This window comes from Candidatus Palauibacter sp., assembly GCF_965237495.1.
In the GTDB taxonomy this organism is placed as follows: domain Bacteria; phylum Gemmatimonadota; class Gemmatimonadetes; order Palauibacterales; family Palauibacteraceae; genus Palauibacter.
In genome coordinates this window covers 2,498,707-2,514,057 of sequence record NZ_OZ250143.1, presented here as the reverse complement: position 1 = coordinate 2,514,057, position 15,351 = coordinate 2,498,707, and the positions used below count along the sequence as shown (strand labels likewise).

17 protein-coding genes are annotated in these 15,351 nt (G+C 70.4%); 6 read left to right on the top strand and 11 right to left on the bottom strand.

Going from position 1 to position 15,351, the window contains the following annotated elements; translation table 11 throughout:
* Nucleotides 1-9 precede the first annotated feature (9 nt).
* Together ACPXY0_RS11070 and dnaJ are read left to right on the top strand one after the other, a co-directional pair.
* Entirely contained in the window at nt 10-618 is a 609-nt protein-coding gene (locus tag ACPXY0_RS11070) for a nucleotide exchange factor GrpE (protein WP_423924585.1), read from the top strand.
* A gap of 4 nt (nt 619-622) precedes the next feature.
* Nucleotides 623-1,723, top strand: coding sequence for a molecular chaperone DnaJ (gene dnaJ / locus ACPXY0_RS11065; RefSeq protein WP_423924584.1), 1,101 nt, complete (start codon nt 623-625; stop codon nt 1,721-1,723).
* On the opposite strand, the gene mnmA is transcribed toward dnaJ, so the two are convergent.
* Both mnmA and ACPXY0_RS11055 read right to left on the bottom strand, forming a co-directional pair.
* On the bottom strand, nt 1,686-2,819 hold the full coding sequence (mnmA, locus tag ACPXY0_RS11060) for a tRNA 2-thiouridine(34) synthase MnmA (protein WP_423924583.1): 1,134 nt from the start codon (nt 2,817-2,819) through the stop codon (nt 1,686-1,688). The genes dnaJ and mnmA overlap by 38 nt on opposite strands.
* A gap of 13 nt (nt 2,820-2,832) precedes the next feature.
* Nucleotides 2,833-4,002 carry a cysteine desulfurase family protein gene (locus ACPXY0_RS11055; RefSeq protein WP_423924582.1) on the bottom strand — a complete coding sequence of 390 codons (1,170 nt, stop codon included), beginning with the start codon at nt 4,000-4,002 and terminating at the stop codon, nt 2,833-2,835.
* A 113-nt stretch (nt 4,003-4,115) separates the two neighbouring features.
* Here ACPXY0_RS11055 and ACPXY0_RS11050 point away from each other — a divergent pair, with 113 nt between their 5' ends.
* Nucleotides 4,116-4,511: a hypothetical protein gene (locus ACPXY0_RS11050; RefSeq protein ID WP_423924581.1), complete on the top strand. Its 396-nt coding sequence runs from the start codon at nt 4,116-4,118 to the stop codon at nt 4,509-4,511.
* A gap of 34 nt (nt 4,512-4,545) precedes the next feature.
* Here the strand turns inward: ACPXY0_RS11050 and bshB1 are convergent, their stop codons facing one another.
* The 8 genes from bshB1 to ACPXY0_RS11010 all read right to left on the bottom strand — a co-directional run bounded on the left by bshB1 (nt 4,546) and on the right by ACPXY0_RS11010 (nt 11,677).
* Nucleotides 4,546-5,271: a bacillithiol biosynthesis deacetylase BshB1 gene (gene bshB1 / locus ACPXY0_RS11045; protein WP_423924580.1), complete on the bottom strand. Its 726-nt coding sequence runs from the start codon at nt 5,269-5,271 to the stop codon at nt 4,546-4,548.
* A gap of 15 nt (nt 5,272-5,286) precedes the next feature.
* Complete coding sequence (locus ACPXY0_RS11040; RefSeq protein ID WP_423924579.1) at nt 5,287-6,549, bottom strand: ABC transporter permease; 1,263 nt, start codon at nt 6,547-6,549, stop codon at nt 5,287-5,289.
* A 25-nt stretch (nt 6,550-6,574) separates the two neighbouring features.
* Nucleotides 6,575-7,819: an ABC transporter permease gene (locus ACPXY0_RS11035; protein ID WP_423924578.1), complete on the bottom strand. Its 1,245-nt coding sequence runs from the start codon at nt 7,817-7,819 to the stop codon at nt 6,575-6,577.
* Nucleotides 7,820-7,831: 12 nt separating this feature from the next.
* Nucleotides 7,832-8,788 carry an ABC transporter ATP-binding protein gene (locus tag ACPXY0_RS11030; RefSeq protein ID WP_423924577.1) on the bottom strand — a complete coding sequence of 319 codons (957 nt, stop codon included), beginning with the start codon at nt 8,786-8,788 and terminating at the stop codon, nt 7,832-7,834.
* The gene (locus ACPXY0_RS11025) at nt 8,785-9,990 is read right to left on the bottom strand and encodes an efflux RND transporter periplasmic adaptor subunit (protein WP_423924576.1); all 1,206 of its coding nucleotides are present in this window, start codon (nt 9,988-9,990) and stop codon (nt 8,785-8,787) included. Before ACPXY0_RS11025 ends, ACPXY0_RS11030 begins: the two co-directional genes overlap by 4 nt.
* A 214-nt stretch (nt 9,991-10,204) precedes the next feature.
* Complete coding sequence (locus ACPXY0_RS11020) at nt 10,205-10,447, bottom strand: hypothetical protein (protein ID WP_423924575.1); 243 nt, start codon at nt 10,445-10,447, stop codon at nt 10,205-10,207.
* Entirely contained in the window at nt 10,447-10,938 is a 492-nt protein-coding gene (locus ACPXY0_RS11015) for a hypothetical protein (RefSeq protein WP_423924574.1), read from the bottom strand. The genes ACPXY0_RS11020 and ACPXY0_RS11015 overlap by 1 nt, the downstream gene beginning before the upstream one ends.
* 58 nt (nt 10,939-10,996) lie before the next feature.
* Nucleotides 10,997-11,677: a hypothetical protein gene (locus ACPXY0_RS11010; protein ID WP_423924573.1), complete on the bottom strand. Its 681-nt coding sequence runs from the start codon at nt 11,675-11,677 to the stop codon at nt 10,997-10,999.
* Between the two features lie 92 nt (nt 11,678-11,769).
* Here ACPXY0_RS11010 and ACPXY0_RS11005 point away from each other — a divergent pair, with 92 nt between their 5' ends.
* Nucleotides 11,770-13,302: a YifB family Mg chelatase-like AAA ATPase gene (locus ACPXY0_RS11005; RefSeq protein WP_423924572.1), complete on the top strand. Its 1,533-nt coding sequence runs from the start codon at nt 11,770-11,772 to the stop codon at nt 13,300-13,302.
* A gap of 7 nt (nt 13,303-13,309) precedes the next feature.
* On the opposite strand, the gene ACPXY0_RS11000 is transcribed toward ACPXY0_RS11005, so the two are convergent.
* Complete coding sequence (locus tag ACPXY0_RS11000; protein ID WP_423924571.1) at nt 13,310-13,951, bottom strand: anthranilate synthase component II; 642 nt, start codon at nt 13,949-13,951, stop codon at nt 13,310-13,312.
* 45 nt (nt 13,952-13,996) lie between these two features.
* On the opposite strand from ACPXY0_RS11000, the gene thpR reads away from it, so the two are divergent.
* Nucleotides 13,997-14,593, top strand: coding sequence for an RNA 2',3'-cyclic phosphodiesterase (thpR, locus tag ACPXY0_RS10995; protein ID WP_423924570.1), 597 nt, complete (start codon nt 13,997-13,999; stop codon nt 14,591-14,593).
* A gap of 67 nt (nt 14,594-14,660) precedes the next feature.
* Nucleotides 14,661-15,296: a hypothetical protein gene (locus tag ACPXY0_RS10990; RefSeq protein WP_423924569.1), complete on the top strand. Its 636-nt coding sequence runs from the start codon at nt 14,661-14,663 to the stop codon at nt 15,294-15,296.
* Nucleotides 15,297-15,351 lie beyond the last annotated feature (55 nt).

The following is a 15,351-nucleotide window of genomic DNA, read 5'->3' as shown; positions in this document are numbered from 1 at the left end:
GGATAGTCGATGGTCAAGCGGGACAAGAGACGGGATACGAAGAGCGAAGAGCCGGCGGAGGCCGGCCCGGGCACCTCGGACGCCGCGGCCGGGGATGCCGAGGAGGCGGAAACGCCCGGGCACGTCGATGAGGTGGCCGCGCCCAGGGCCCGGGAGGAGGGCGGCCCCGCCGACGAACTCGCCGCGCTCCACGACCGCTATCTCCGGCTCGCGGCCGAGTTCGACAACTTCCGGCGCCGGACGCGGCGGGAACTGGGCGAAGCCGGAGAGGGCGCCCGCGCGGGACTGGCGAGCACGCTGCTCGAGGTCATGGACGACCTGCAGCGCGTGGCCGAAACACCGATCGATGGCGCGACGAGGGAGACGCTGCACGAGGGGATCGGGCTCGTGGCGCGCAAGTTCGCCAAGGTTCTGGCGGACGGCGGGGTGGAGCAGGTCAACCCGGCGGGCGAGCGCTTCGATCCGAAGCTCCACGACGCGCTCATGATGACGCCGACGGACGACCGCGAGCAGGATGAACTCGTGTCGCACGTCGTCCTCGTCGGATATCGCCTTGGCGACAGGCTGCTCCGCCCGGCCCGCGTCACGGTCTTCCGTCACGACGAAGAAGATACCTGAGCCGATGTCGACGCAGGCGAAGGACTACTACAAGATTCTCGGGGTCGCCGAGAACGCGAGCGCGGACGAGATCCGGAAGGCCTACCGCTCGCTCGCCAAGAAGCACCATCCCGACGCGAACGCGGGGGACCCGGCCTCGACGGAGAAGTTCAAGGAGGTCTCCGAGGCGCATGGCGTCCTGTCGGATTCCGACAAGCGCCGGAAGTACGACCGGGTGCGCAAGTACGGCGCCCTCGGCCCGTTCGGCCCGGGCCCGGCGGGGGGCGCGCCCGGGGGTGCGGGCGGCTTCAAGTTCGAGGACCTTTCCGACCTGGGCGGGATCGGCGGGATCTTCTCTTCCATCTTCGACTTCGGGAAGAAGGCGAAGCCGGAGAAGGAAGGGCCCAAGCGGGGGCGCAACGTCGAGTACCTGGTCACGATCCCCCTGCGTACCGCCGCGCGCGGCGGCAGGGTCTCGGTCACCGTCCCGATCAGCGAGGAATGCGCGACGTGCGACGGCAACGGCGCGGCCCCCGGTACGTCACTCGAGCGCTGCTCCGAGTGCGGGGGGAAGGGAGAGGTCACCTTCGGGCAGGGCGGGTTCTCCGTCACCCGCCCCTGTCCCGTGTGCGTGGGGCGGGGCATGGTGCCCGAGACCCCGTGCTCCAGTTGCTCGGGCCGCGGGCAGGTGAGTACGCGCAGGAAGCTGAGCGTAAAGGTGCCGACTGGGGTCGAGACGGGTTCGCGCGTGCGTCTGTCGGGCCAGGGCGAGCGCGGTCCCCGCGGCGGCCCGCCCGGCGACCTCATCATCAAGTTCCAGGTGGAACCGGACCGCTTCTTCACACGCGACGGGCTGGACCTCGCCTGCGAGGTGCCGATCAACGTCGCGCAGGCGATCCTCGGCTCGAAGATCAGGGTGAGGACGATCGACGGGAACAAAGTCGTGCTGAGGGTTCCGCCCGGCACACAGAGCGGCACCGCGTTCCGCATCCGCGGCCAGGGCCTCCGGCGCGGAGAGAACCGCGGTGATCAGCTCGTCAGGGTGGTGGTGGAGACGCCCGACCTCTCCACGGAGGGCCTCAGGACCGTCAAGGAACTCGCGAAGCAAGAGGGCCTCCCGCACTGACGATGATGCCGCCCCCGAGGACGAGGTCGCCGCGGTAGAGCACGGCGCTCTGGCCCGGGGTGATCGCCGCCTGCGGCGTCGGCAAATCCAGCGAGAAGCCCGTCGACGTCGCTTCGAGCACGTCCGCGTTGACGATCGGTGCCCCGTGCCGGATGCGCACGCCGATCCGCTCGCCGGCGGCGGGGCGGTCGGCCAGCCAGTTCACGCCTCCCGCGACGACGCGCGAACGCGCCAGAGACATCCGCGGTCCGATGACCACGTCGCGCGACGACGGCCGGATCTCGAGCACGAACATCGGCTCGGCGAAGCCCCCCGGCAGGCCTTTGCGCTGGCCCACGGTGTAGTGCGCGTAACCGGGGTGACGGCCGGCCTCGGAGCCGTCTTCGAGCCGGATCGCGCCCGGTGAGAGGGCGGGGTGGTCGTCGGGCAGGTAGCGGCGCAGCACCCCGGCGTAGTCGTTGTCGGGGACGAAGCAGATCTCGAACGACTCCGGCTTGTCCGCCGTGTCGAGACCGAGCCGCCGCGCCTCGGCGCGCACCTGCGGCTTCGTGAGGTCGCCCACCGGCAGCAGGAGGCGGTCCAGGGCCCGCCGGGGTATCCCCCACAGGAAGTAGGTCTGGTCCTTGCGGTCGTCCGCCCCGCGGCGGAGTTCCGGCCGGCCGGCCCCGGGTCGGACGACGCGCGCATAGTGCCCCGTGGCCAGCCAGCGGCAGCCCAGCCCGTCCGCCCGCCGCAGGAGGTCGCGGAACTTCGTGAAGCTGTTGCAGCGCACGCAGGGGATCGGCGTCCGCCCCGCGGCGTACTCGGAGACGAAGTCGTCGATCACGTCCCGCGTGAAGTCCTCCTCCACATCGAAGACGTGGTGCGGCATGTCGAGCTGGGCCGCGACGGACTTGGCGTCGGCGATCCCGTCCAGACCGCAGCAGGTGCGGCTCGGCCCCTCGACGCCGGAGTAGCAGAACGTCTTCATCGTCACGCCGATGACCGGGCGGCCCTCGCGCGCCAGGAGCGCCGCGGTGAGGGACGAATCCACGCCGCCGGACATGGCGACAAGCACGGAGTCCGCGAAGCGGCCGAGGCGGGATGGCGCGATCATGCGGACGACCCCGTCAGGCGGTGAGGGCGAGGACCCGCGCCGCGACGCGGGCGAGCGCGTCCGCGGCCCGGTCGACGTGCGCCCGGGTGGTCTCGTGGCCGAAGCTGAATCGCACCGCCGCATAGGGCGCGTCGCCGGGAACGCCGATGGCGTCGAGCACGCCCGAACCGACACTCGAGTCGGACCCGCACGCGGACCCGCCCGAGGCCGCGATGCCCTCGAAGTCGAGGGAGACGAGGAGCGCCCCGCTGTCGCACCCGGAGATCCCCACGCTGACGAGGTTGGGCAGCCGCAAGGGCGCCTCGCCCCCGTGGATGCGGGCGTCCGGTATCTCCGCCAGGAGCCGCCCCTCGAGGTGGTCGCGCAGCGCGGTCCAGCGCGCCACCTCCGCCTCCCGCTCCACGACCGCGAGCGCCAGCGCGGTCGCGAAGCCCGTGGCGCCGATCGGGTTCTGCGTCCCCGGCCACATCGACCGCTCCTGGCCGCCCCCGTAGCTCAATGGCTCCAGCGTCACCCCGGGCCGGCGGTAGAGCAGGCCGATCCCGACCGGTCCGCCCAGCTTGTGGGCGGTGGCGGAGAGCAGGTCGACCGGGGTGCGCTCCAGGTCGACGTCGACCTTCCCCATCGCCTGCACCGCGTCCGTGTGCACGAGGGCGCCGTGTTCATGTCCGAGCGCGACGAGATCGTCCATGGCCTGCACGGTGCCGATCTCGTTGTTGGCCCACATCACGGAGATCAGGGTCGGCGCGGCCGGGTCGGCCTCGATCCCGCGCCGCAACCATTCGAGGTCGAGGGTCCCGGAGCGGTCCACCGGGATGCGGGACACGCGGGCGCCCTCCAGCCCGCCGCGATCCGCCGCCTCCAGACACGCCTTGTGCTCGATCTCCGACACGAAGACGCGCGGTCCCGAACTCTCGTGCGCCCGCACGAAACCGAGGATGGCGAGGTTGTCGGACTGCGTGCCGCCGCCGGTGAAGTAGATGCACGATCGGGCGCAGCCCAGGAGTTCCCCGATCCGCCCCCGGGCGAGTTCGAGACTGCGATGCGCCATGCGTCCCGGCGCGTGCGCGCTGGCCGGGTTGTAGCCGTGCCGCAGCTCCGCGCCCATGGCCTCCCACACCTCCGGGCGCATGGGCCAGGTCGCCGCGTAATCGAGATAGAGACGCTCCTGGTCCGCCTTCATGATCGTCATCTTCAGCGTGGGTTCGCCCGGGATCCGCCCGAGATTCGCCCGGTCGGCAAAGACGGTCTATTGTGTCGAAGCTTGGAACGACGACGCAACTCGGGATGGAGTGCATGGAACCACCACCGTCCGCGTCGGGGCCGACCCCCCCGGCGCCACGACCCCCGGGGCAGACTCCCGACGACCAAACCCTGCCGCCGCTCGGGGCCCCGGTGTTCCGGGCCACCGTACACGGCCTCGCCTTTGAAGACCGCGCCCGCCACCTCGACACCGTCAGTCCCCGGGAAGAATTGCTCCTCATCCCCGATCCGCCCGGCGGCCAGCCCGATGACGTGTGGGTCCACGTTCCCGCCGGAGACCCCGTGGGCCACCTTCCGCGTGAGATCGGTGCCTGGCTCGCCCCCTGGATGCGTCGGGGCGGGTCCGCTCGCGTCCAGGTGCTGAAGGTAGGCCCGGAGTCGGAGCCGAGCTGGAGGCGGCTGCTCGTCGAGGTTCGCTGCGGCGGCTGATCCCGGCGGCGCCTGATTGCGCGGCCGAAAGGGCCTACAGCGACCGGACGCCGAGCGCCATCACGTCCTCCACCCGCATCGTCTCGTCCGTATGAAACGGCTCGCCGTGCGGGGCCCGGATCAGCGAGCCGTAGTGCCGCGAAGCCGTCTCGATCCGCTCGATGAGCGACTGCCCGGTGGGGAAGATCTCGCCCGCCGCCGTCGACCCCTCGAACTGTGACGCGTAACAGCGCGCCGCCTCGATCTTGCGCTCGAACTGCGCCTCCGTGAGCGGCACGACGAAGGTCGGCTTCACCGCGTCTTCGCGGTACGCCATGGCGTAGAGCACCTTCTCCGGTCGCCGTGCGGGGCCGCCATCGTAGCGGCGCAGTCCCGCCAGGAAACAGGCGTCGCGCGCCAGTTCCGAGGCGATCCGGTGGTCGGGGTGCCGCCCGCGCGGGTAGGGCAGGATCACGGTCGCGGGCGAGAGCCGGCGCAGGTGCGCGACCACGACCCGGCGCGCCTCCTGCGAGTTCTCGAGGCGCGCGTCGGGGAGTCCGGCGTTGGCTCGCACCGCGACCCCCAGCGCGGCCGCCGCCCGGGCCGCCTCCTCGGCTCGGATCCCGGGACTCCCGCGCGAGGCCATCTCGCCGCGCGTCAGGTCGAGGATGCCGGTCCGATAGCCCTGCTCGGCGGCACGAGCCAGCGTCCCGCCGCAGGTGAGTTCGGCATCGTCGGGGTGGGCCGCCACGGCGAGGAGGTCCAGCGGCGTATCGGTCATCGGCGTGCGGACGCGCTACTCGTAGCGCAGTGCCTCGATCGGGTCCAGACGCGCGGCCCGCGAGGCCGGGTAGAGCCCGAATCCGATACCGGTCAGCGCCGAGGCCGCGAGTGCGACGAGGATCGACCACAGCGGCACGATGGCCGTGAGGGGTGTCAACTGGTTCACGACCCAAACGAGGCCGCCGCCGAGCAGCATCCCGACCGCTCCGCCGAGCAGCGTGAGCGTGGCCGCCTCGACGAGGAACTGCCACATGATGTCGCGCCGCCGCCCGCCCATCGCCTTGCGCAGCCCGATTTCCTTCGTCCGCTCCGTCACGGAGATCATCATGATGCCGATGACGCCGATGCCGCCGACCATGAGTCCGATGCTGGACAGGCCCATCATGGCCGCGAACAGCACGCCGGTGAGCCGGTTCCAGAGGTTCAGCAGCTGGTCCTGCGTCATGATGGCGAAGTCATCCTCCTCCGCAGGCTCCAGCCCCCGAAGCTGGCGCATCCGCGCGTACGTGACGTCGAGCGCCGCCTGCGGATCGGCCCCGGGTTCCGGCCGCACGATGAAACTGATCGTCCGGTCCCAGATACTCAGCAACTTGTCCGCGGTCGCGAACGGAACCCACACGTAGTGCGTGGCCAGCCCGGAGAACAGGTTCGCCGGCATCCGGTAGACGCCGATCACCCGGAACATGGCCGCGTTGCGACCCGCGCCAATCCGGATGTCCCGGCCGACCGGGTCGCGCTGCCCGAACAGGTCGACCGCCACGGCGGAGTCGATCACGACGACCGGCACCCGACGCTGGGCTTCGGAGTGCGTGAACCAGCGGCCCTGGGCGACATCGCCGCTGTAGATCTCGAGGTAGTCGGCGCCCACGCCCATGAGGGAGATCTCGGCGCGGTCCGACCCGACGCTCGCCTCGTACCCCCCGTTCATCTCGACCATCGGGGCCGCGCTCTGGATTCCCGGGAGCCGTCCGAGATCCCGGGTCCACTCCGGATCGAGCGGCGGATTCCTGAAGAAAGCCGGCTCCTCCTCGTCGAGGGGACCGCCGATGCCTCCCGACGTGAAGTCCCAGTGCGAGACGTAGAACGTCGTGATGCCGCTGGGCGACATCGCCGCCTCGAAGCTCTTGTTGATGCCCGTGATCACGGCCGCCATGACCATCACCACGAGGACCCCGATCGTCACGCCCAGGATCGTGAGGCCGCTTCGGACCTTGTTGGCCCCGAGGGAGTCGAAGGCGACCGCGATCCCCTCCGCCATCGTCGCGAAGAACCCCATGCCGGCACCTCCACGCGGGCTCATGCTACTCGAATCTCAGCGCTTCGATCGGGTCCAGCCGGGCGGCGCGGTAGGCCGGATAGAGCCCCGACGTGATGCCGACGCCGAGCCCGAGCACGAGGGAGATGATCATGGCCGGCACGGAAACGGCGGCCGGCAGGGGCGAGACACGTTCGATGAGCAGGGCGAGGCCGAATCCCGCCCCGATCCCGAGCGCCGCGCCGACGATCGAGAGCATCGATGCCTCCGTGAGGAACTGGAAGAGGATGTCCCGGCGCCGGGCCCCGAGCGACTTCCGGAGCCCGATCTCCCGCGTCCGGTCCGTGACGGAGAGCAGCATGATGTTCATGATCACGATCCCCCCGACCACCAGCGAGATGCCGACCAGGCCGGGGAGCGCCGTCATGAGGACGCGGTTGATCGTCTCCCAGGCTTGCAGAAGGCCGCTCGACGTCTCGATCCCGAAGTTGTTCGGCTGGGCCGGACGAAGGCGGCGCTCGCTGCGCATCGCGCCTTCCACCTCGGAGATGGCCGGATCCAGCTCTTCCGCGCGGTTCACTTTTACCGTGATCCCATCGACCTCGAGCCGCCGTCGGCTCAGCGTGCGCTGAAACGTCTCGAACGGAATGAGGACGGAGGCATCCCGGATATTGCCTATGAACCCGCCCTGCTCCTCCAGCACACCGATGACCCGGAACCCGTGCCCGCCCGCGCGGATCCGCTTCCCGATCGGGGACGTGGTCGGGAAGAGCCGTTCGGCGACCTGAGCCCCGATGACGGCCACGGAGAGCGCCTGCCGGTCGTCGATCGGCGTAAGACCGCGGCCCTCCTCCACGGTCCACCCCTGCACCGTCCCGTAGTCCGGCGACCCGCCGACCAGCCGCACGTTCCGCCGCTCGAGCTGGGCGTAGCGCACCGAGGACACACCGGTCTGCGCGTAGTACGCCAGATAGCGGGCTTCCGGCACGGCAGAGCGCACGACCTCCACATCCCGCATGCTGAGTTCCGGGTTGCTCCGCCACCGCCGCCGCTCGGCCTCGTCGATGCGGCCCGTTTGCATCGTTGGCCGCCGTACGACCGTGAACGTGTTCACGCCGAAGATCGAACCCGCGAAGTCCTCGCGGACGTAACGGTTCATCCCCTCCACGATCGTGATTACCGCGATGAGGAAGGTGATTCCGATGATGATGCCGAGAAGCGCGAAGAAAGACTTGAGCTTCTGCGCCCAGACCTGCTGCAGCGAGAGGCGGATGCCCTCCCAGAATCGCATCGTCGAAGCTCCTTACTGGCGCTCGACGCCGCTCTCGAGGGGTGGCTCGGGGGGAGGTGCCCACGGGTTGCGGAATGGCCTCCCGAGACCGCCGGGCCCCCCGCCCACGGATGGCGCCGCCGCCGCCGGGGGTGCGGCCGCCCTCTCGCCCGCGGCCTGCGCCGCGGGCGCCTCCCGCGCCGCGGCAGGCACCGCATCGGCTTCTCTGTCCGGCCGCGCAGCGGCCCGGCCGCCGCCGAACGGCCCGATGCCCCGCGTGAGGTAGTAGTCCGGGGACATCTCCGCTTCCACCTTCCCGTCGACGAGCGAGATCACGCGCTGCGAGCGGGCCGCGATGTCGTACTCGTGCGTGACCATGATGATCGTCTGGCCGTTCGCGTGCAGCGTGTCGAACACGTCCATGATCTCCTCGGAGGTCGAGGAGTCGAGGTTCCCCGTCGGCTCGTCGGCGAGGAGGATCGAGGGTTCGTTGACGAGCGCCCTCGCGATCGCGACGCGCTGGCGCTGGCCGCCGGAAAGCTCGTTGGGCTTGTGGTCCATGCGGTCGGACAGCTGCACGATGTCGAGTGCGTGCGCCGCCCTCTTGTGCCGCTCCTTGCTCGATATACCGGCGTAGATGAGCGGCAGTTCGACGTTGTGCAGGGCCGTCGCGCGCGGGAGCAGGTTGAAGGTCTGGAACACGAATCCGATCTCGCGGTTCCGGATCCTGGCCAGGTCATCGTCCTTCAGGTGCTGCACCGGCTGCCCGTTGAGCACGTACTCTCCCCCGCTCGGTGAGTCGAGGCAGCCGATCATGTTCATGAGCGTCGACTTGCCGGAACCCGACGGTCCCATGATCGAGACGTACTCGTTGCGCGGGATCTCGATGTCGACGCCCGCGAGCGCGTGCACGACCTCGGCCCCCATCACGTAGTCCTTCCTGAGGTCGCGCGTGACGATCATCGCCGGTGTCGGCCCGTTTCCGCTCATCGTCCGTTCTCCCCGCTGCCGTCACTGCCGCTCGCCGCGGCCGCGGCACCCGCCGCCCGGTCGATTCTGACCCTGTTCCCGTCCTCGAGTTCGCGGATCGCCTGGAACGAGCCCGACACGATCGTCGCTCCGGCCTCGATCCCCGAGATCACCTCGAAGTAGCTGTCACCGGCGATCCCGATCTCGACGGGCCGGAAGCGGACCTGGTCACCCTCGACCACGAACACGCCTTCGATGTCCCGGAGGTTCTCCGACTGCGGCCGGGCAGGCAGGTTCTCGGTGGGGATCTCCTCGTAGTCGTCCGCGTCCATCAGGGTGAGCGCCGTAATCGGGATGCTGGGCACGTTGTCCCGGGTGTCCGTGATGATGTCGGCCGTGGCGGAAAGGTCGGGCCGGATCCCCTCGGGCGGTGCGCGCAGTTCGATCTTCACCTCGAAGTCGATCGCCTGGGCCGAGCCCGTCTGGGAGGGGTTCCGCGGTACGATCGAACTGTTGCCGATCTCGGTCACGGTTCCCACGAAGCGCTGGTTCGGGAACGCGTCGATCTCGATGTAGGCGGAATCGCCGATCACGATGCTGGTCACATCCGTCTCGTCCACCTCGATCACGGCCTCCATCACGGACAGATCCGCGACGGTGAGGAGCACGGTCCCGGGGTTGTTCATCGTCCCTACGATCGCGGTCTCGCCACGCTCCACGTTGAGCCGGGTGATCTTGCCCGACATCGGCGCCTTGATCGTCGTCTTCCCGAGCCGGTCCCGTTCCTGATCGAGGCTCGCGACGGCCTGCTCGACCTGGTGTTCCGCGGCCTCGAGGAGCCGTTCCTGGACCACCGCGCCGGTCACCGCCTGTTCGACCTCGGCTTCGGTCACGAAGTCCGTGCCGCGCTCCTGCAGCGTCGTGAGCCGGTCCGCGTCCCGTTGCGCCTGGTCGTAGGCGGCCTGCTGCTGGGCGAGGCCGGCGCGCGCCTGAGCGAGGCCGGCCTCGGCCCGGTCCACGGCCGCTCGGAAGAGGGCCGGATCGATCTGGAGAAGAAGGTCCCCTTCCGCGACGTCCTGCCCCTCCTCCACGGGGAGGTCGATGATCCGCCCGGCGACATCGGTGGTGATGTCCACGTGCGTCTTGGGCTCGATGTGTCCCGTGGCGGAGACCTCGGCCACGAGACTGCGAAGCCCCACCTGGTCGACCCTGACTTCCACCACTCGGCCCGCCTCACGCTGCGTGGCCAGATATCCCATGGTCGGCGAGCAGTCCGAGAACGACCACCGCGATGAAACGCTTTCAGCATCCTGCACCACAACCTTTATTTCGAGACTTGGCGGGCTGTCCGCACGATTCCGTGATTCACTGTGCAAGGGTACGTCCTCGCCACACGCTTGGTTTCGCCCGCGCAGCGGCGGTGTGGCGGGCCCCGGATCAGCCCATGAGACCGGCCAGCGCCGCGAAGACGGCCACCACGAGCAGATAGAGTACGAGAAGATATGTCGTGCCGGCCGCCGCGGATCGCTCCGGGTAGATGCGGCTCACGGCTACGCCGAGCACCCCGCACGTCCAAACAGAGAAGATGTTGATTCCGTTTAGGAACCTGCCGATGAACCCTGCCACCTCCGGCAGGAAGAGACCCGGCGTCAGCAGGGGCTCGTGGGAGCCGAGCGTCATCAGAGCGAGCCCGACGATCGATCCCGCCGTGGTGACGTAGCTCGCATGGGCGGCGGCGCTGAACAGCTGCCTGAACCGGCCTTCGCCCCCCATGATGACGTTGAACGCGATGAGGAGAGGCCCGCGATGAGCGACAGGAAGATGGGTGTGGCGATCACCACCGTGGCGATTCCGGCCGCCGGACCCCGGGACATCGCGGACTCGACCTGCTGCTCGAGCAACTCGGGATCCGCCCCCGGCGGGATGAACCTCCCGATCTGACTCTCGAACATCGCCCGCCGCACGTCTTCGGGGACCACGACCGGAGTCAGGAGTTGCACCGCGGCGCCCAGGACGACGAGGCCCACAACGGCCCCGAGCCACGCGGGCCGCTCCCGGATCGCGTCGAACAGCTTCGCCGGCGAGACGAAGACCTGCAGGATGCGGACGGGAAGGGGGGGGATCGCAGCCTTCTCCGGCGGCGCTTCGGACGACGCATGCGTGTGTTCCATCTTCCTCTCCAGGTTTCTGTCCCGGGTTGAACCGTCGGCGCTTCCCGGCCCGAGTCGGTCAGCCTTCCACCGGCGCGCGGATCGCCTCGCGGCGGGCTCCGGGTTCGACCACGCGCAGGAGCTTGTCGTCCGCATCCAGCCAGACGCTCAGCCCGGCGCCATCGACTTCGAGGTCGTAGCGCGTGGCGGCCACGGAGCCCTCACCGATCTCGACGCTGTCCGGACCCTCACCCGTCAGCCGTGCAGGAACGGATCGCCCCGCGAGCGGGAGCAGCACCTCCAGACGCCCCTCCGGCGCCTTCCTCATGGTGCGGACCAGGAGAAGATAATGGTGCGCCACGCCCGGCTCGACGATCGCCCCCACCTCCTGCACCATGTACTCCTTCCAGCCCTCGCCCCCGGCGGTCGCGAACTGGAAGCGGACCCGGTCCGCGAACCGTTCGCCGCTCACCAGGACCGAGCGCCCCTCCTCGACCTCGTACTGCATCGGGAGCAGGTCGGGATCCATCTGCAGCCCCACCTCCCGCGCCGGCCTTTGCACGATCTCGATTCTGGCCACGGCGTTGACGGTGGATCCGGCGCGCCAGACCCGGAAGCGCTCGCTCCCCACGCGCCGCCCGTCCACATGTATCTGGAGGTGGCCCGCGTCGAGTTCCTGAGCGCCTGCCGGGAGGGGACTCAGGAGGAGAACCGAGACCGCCAGCGCGCGCCCTTTCGATCCCAGGGCTCTTTTCCGCAATCGCCCGCCTCGTTTGAGGGTCGGTTGAGATGAATGTCGATCATGACCCTCTGGGAACGTATAAGAATGTCGGGGCGGGAGCGAAGAACGGTATGGCGAGGTCAATGGGATCGGCGTCGGTGATGTCGGCCGCGGTCATGGGGCTCGACGTGCGGCCGGTGAGCGTGGAAGTGTCCCTCATCACCGGGACGCCCATCATACAGATCGTAGGTCTCGCGCAGGGTGCCGTGCGGGAGGGCCGCGAGCGGATCCGGGCCGCTGCGGCGCAGATGGGGCTGCACGTTCCCGGACTGCGGATCACGGTCAACCTCGCGCCGGCGGACCTCCCGAAGACGGGTGCGGCGCTGGACCTGCCGATCATGCTCGGGATCCTGTGCGCCAAGGGCGACATCGCGCAGGACGCCCTGCGGGGGACGATGGCGGTGGGCGAACTCGGGCTCGACGGTTCGCTGCGCTCGGTTCGGGGCGCCCTTCCCATCGCGCTTTACGCGGCCGCGGATCCGAACGTCGACCGGCTCCTCCTGCCGAGCGCCAACCTGCGGGAGGCCTCGGCGGCGGAGGGCATAGAATTGGGGGCGTCGGAGTCGCTGGGCCGGATCCTCGTCGCGTTGAAGAACGGCGGCCGCCGCCTGACCCCGGCGTTGCTGTCGCCGGCCCGGGGGCTGCCGCAGGATGAGACGCCCGCCGCCGGGGAATTCGATCTCTCCGCCGTGAAGGGCCAGCCGGTCGCCAAGCGGGCGCTCGAGATCGCCGCGGCCGGTGGTCACAACCTCCTTCTGTCCGGCTGTCCCGGCTCCGGCAAGACGAGCCTGGCCCGTTGCCTTCCCGGGCTGCTCCCGCGACTCGCGCTCCCCGAGGCCGTGGACGTGACGGCGATTCACAGCGTGGCGGGGCTCCTGTCCGACGGGGCGGGGCTGAAGCGGACGCGCCCGTTCCGGGCCCCGCACCACTCGATCAGCGCGGCGGGCCTGATCGGAGGCGGAAGTCGCCCGCGACCGGGCGAGGCTTCGCTGGCGCATCACGGCGTGCTCTTCCTGGACGAACTGCCGGAGTTCGGCCGGCGTACGCTCGAAGCGCTCCGGCAGCCGATCGAGGAGGGGCAGGTGCGCATCGTCCGCGCGGCCGGATCGGCCAGCTTTCCGGCCGAATTCACCCTCGTGGCCGCGATGAACCCCTGTCCGTGCGGCTACGGGGGCGTCTCCGGCCGCTGCCGCTGCCCCGATGAGTCGGTGCGGCGCTATCGCCAGCGCGTCAGCGGGCCGCTCCTGGACCGGATCGACCTGCTGGTCGACGTGCCCGCGGTGCGCTGGGAGGATCTGGCCGGCAAGGGCCGCGTCGAGGCGAGCGCGGCCGTTCGGCGGCGGGTGTCGCGTGCGCGCGCTCTCGCGGCCCGCCGCCAGGGGAGCACGAACGGGCGCATCGCGCCGGCCCGGCTCGAGCGGGTGTGCGCCGTCGACCGGGGCGGCCGCGCGCTGCTGCGCAAGGCCGTGACGTGCCTCGACCTGACCGCGCGCGGCTACCACCGCGCGCTCCGCGTCGCCCGGACGATCGCGGACCTCGACGCGCGGGCGCGGGTGTCCGAGGGGCACGTCGCTGAAGCGATTCGCTTTCGCGGATCGATCTAGCGTGCGGCTACTTCGCGAGGGCCCCGGGGGGGAGTTCCGGGCAGCGCTCGGCCTCGACCGGGGCCGCGGCCGGGGCCGCGCCCCTCCCGAGCGCGAGAAAGTTGCCCAGCAGGCGGTGTCCCCCGGCGGTCAGCACCGCTTCCGGGTGGAACTGCACCCCCCACACGGGCCACGCGGTGTGCTCGATGGCCATCACCTCGCCCGCCTCCGTCTCCGCCGTCACGCGGAGGCCGGGGCCGGGATCGGCGGGGTCGACGACGAGCGAGTGGTACCGGGTGACCTCCAGCGGCGAGGGCAGGCCGGCGAACAGCCCCCGTCCCGAATGGCGGATGTCCGAGAGGCGGCCGTGCATGGGCCGGCCCGCGCGGATGACCCGTCCGCCGACCGCGGCGGCGATACATTGGTGTCCGAGACAGACGCCGAGGATCGGGATCTCCGCGCCCACGGCGCGAATCACCTCGACCGAAGCCCCGGCCTCGGCCGGCGTGCAGGGGCCCGGAGAAATCACGATATGCGAGAGCCCTTCGTCTCGCAGCGCGCCCGGATCGACCTCGTCGTTACGCCGGACGCGCACCGTCTCGCCCAGTTCCTCGAGATAGCGCGCGAGGTTGAACGCGAACGAGTCGTAGTTGTCGATGAGGAGGATCATGGCGGCAGGCATCGGGTCGGCTGGGTCGGCTGGGTCGGCGCGGTCTTGACCGGCCCCGCAGGATACGGCGCCACTCCGGCGCGGTCGAGGCTCTTCGTCGCGCTTCGCTTCCCGCCTCGGGTGCGCGAGGGCATCGCGCGCGCCACGGATGCCCTGCGGGCTCTCGAAGGCGTCCGCCCCGTACCCGTCGAGCAGTTGCACCTCACGCTGCGCTTCATCGGCGAGACGGAGCGGAGCCGCGAGGCGCCGCTCGCGCGGGCGATCGCTGCCGCCGCGGCGGACCTTCCCCGCTTCGACCTCCGGCTGCGCGCCGCCGGCGTCTTCCCGTCGCTACGCCGCGCCCGTGTGATCTGGGTGGGCGTGGAGGACGCCTCCGCGCTCCTCGATCTCCACGGCTCCGTGGAAGCCGCGGTCGTCCGGGCCGGCATCGCCCCGGAGCCCAAGCCCTTCCGGCCACATGTCACCGTGGGACGCATCCCCCGCCCCCCCGCGCCCCGCGGTCTGACCGACGCGATCGCCCGGGTGCGTTTCGAGACTACCGTGGCGATGCACGAAGTGTCCCTCATGCGGAGTAAACTTCTCCCGCGCGGTGCTCGTCATACGGAGGTGGCCTCCTGTCCCCTTGCGGGCACGGGCGCCTGACGCGGCCCGCGGGCGCGGGTGCTACGTTCCACCCCTGTACCGATTCACGTCGGAGGCGGTCGACCAGATGGGCATCTTCCGAAGACTCTTCACAGGACTTGGCTTCCTCGTCTTCCTGCTGGCCCTGCTGGTCACCGGCTGGATCCTGCGGGAGGACATCGAGCGGTGGCTCGCGAACGTGGACGGCGAGGACATCGCCATGCCCGAACCGAGTCCCGAGGCGGCCGCCCGCGTCGAGACCGTCCTGCGGGAGCTGGCGTCGGGCGGCGGCGCCGCCGAGACGCGGTTCACCGAGACGGAGCTTCAGAGCTACGTCGAATACATCCTCGCTACGCAGCTGCCCGCCGGCATCGGGGCACCCGCGATCGAACTGCGCGACTCGATCGTGGCCCTCTCCGCCCAGGTCGATTTCACCCGGCTCACGATAGCAGGGGACGCGGCGGCGAGCCTCGGGCGCATGTTCGGGGATTCGGCTCTCGTCGCGGCGGAAGTCTTTCCGGAGGTGGGCGAAGTGGGCGAGGGACGCATCCATCTCGTCAGCCTCCAGGCGGGGGTCATCCCCGTGCATCCCCTCCTGCTCGGCATGGCCGGGCAGCAATTGGGGTTGCGCATGAACGGGCAAGCCCTGCTCTTCGACATCCCGGCGGCCGTCGCGGACGTGCGCGTGGAGAACGAGGAGATCATCCTCCTCCTGCATCGCTGACGAACGGCGCCGAGGGCGGTCGGTCCGTCGACCCTTCCACCCGGCATCCCTTGCC

Bases quoted from the DNA above. Each gene is read 5' to 3' on its own strand.
- ACPXY0_RS11005 (WP_423924572.1), top strand. From the start codon at position 11,770: ATGGCGAGGTCAATGGGATCGGCGTCGGTGATGTCGGCCGCGGTCATG.
- mnmA (WP_423924583.1), bottom strand. From the start codon at position 2,819: ATGATCGCGCCATCCCGCCTCGGCCGCTTCGCGGACTCCGTGCTTGTC.
- ACPXY0_RS11020 (WP_423924575.1), bottom strand. From the start codon at position 10,447: ATGACGCTCGGCTCCCACGAGCCCCTGCTGACGCCGGGTCTCTTCCTG.
- ACPXY0_RS10990 (WP_423924569.1), top strand. From the start codon at position 14,661: ATGGGCATCTTCCGAAGACTCTTCACAGGACTTGGCTTCCTCGTCTTC.
- ACPXY0_RS11050 (WP_423924581.1), top strand. From the start codon at position 4,116: ATGGAACCACCACCGTCCGCGTCGGGGCCGACCCCCCCGGCGCCACGA.
- ACPXY0_RS11000 (WP_423924571.1), bottom strand. From the start codon at position 13,951: ATGATCCTCCTCATCGACAACTACGACTCGTTCGCGTTCAACCTCGCG.
- ACPXY0_RS11055 (WP_423924582.1), bottom strand. From the start codon at position 4,002: ATGAAGGCGGACCAGGAGCGTCTCTATCTCGATTACGCGGCGACCTGG.
- dnaJ (WP_423924584.1), top strand. From the start codon at position 623: ATGTCGACGCAGGCGAAGGACTACTACAAGATTCTCGGGGTCGCCGAG.
- ACPXY0_RS11070 (WP_423924585.1), top strand. From the start codon at position 10: ATGGTCAAGCGGGACAAGAGACGGGATACGAAGAGCGAAGAGCCGGCG.
- ACPXY0_RS11040 (WP_423924579.1), bottom strand. From the start codon at position 6,549: ATGGGGTTCTTCGCGACGATGGCGGAGGGGATCGCGGTCGCCTTCGAC.
- ACPXY0_RS11030 (WP_423924577.1), bottom strand. From the start codon at position 8,788: ATGAGCGGAAACGGGCCGACACCGGCGATGATCGTCACGCGCGACCTC.
- bshB1 (WP_423924580.1), bottom strand. From the start codon at position 5,271: ATGACCGATACGCCGCTGGACCTCCTCGCCGTGGCGGCCCACCCCGAC.
- ACPXY0_RS11015 (WP_423924574.1), bottom strand. From the start codon at position 10,938: ATGGAACACACGCATGCGTCGTCCGAAGCGCCGCCGGAGAAGGCTGCG.
- ACPXY0_RS11035 (WP_423924578.1), bottom strand. From the start codon at position 7,819: ATGCGATTCTGGGAGGGCATCCGCCTCTCGCTGCAGCAGGTCTGGGCG.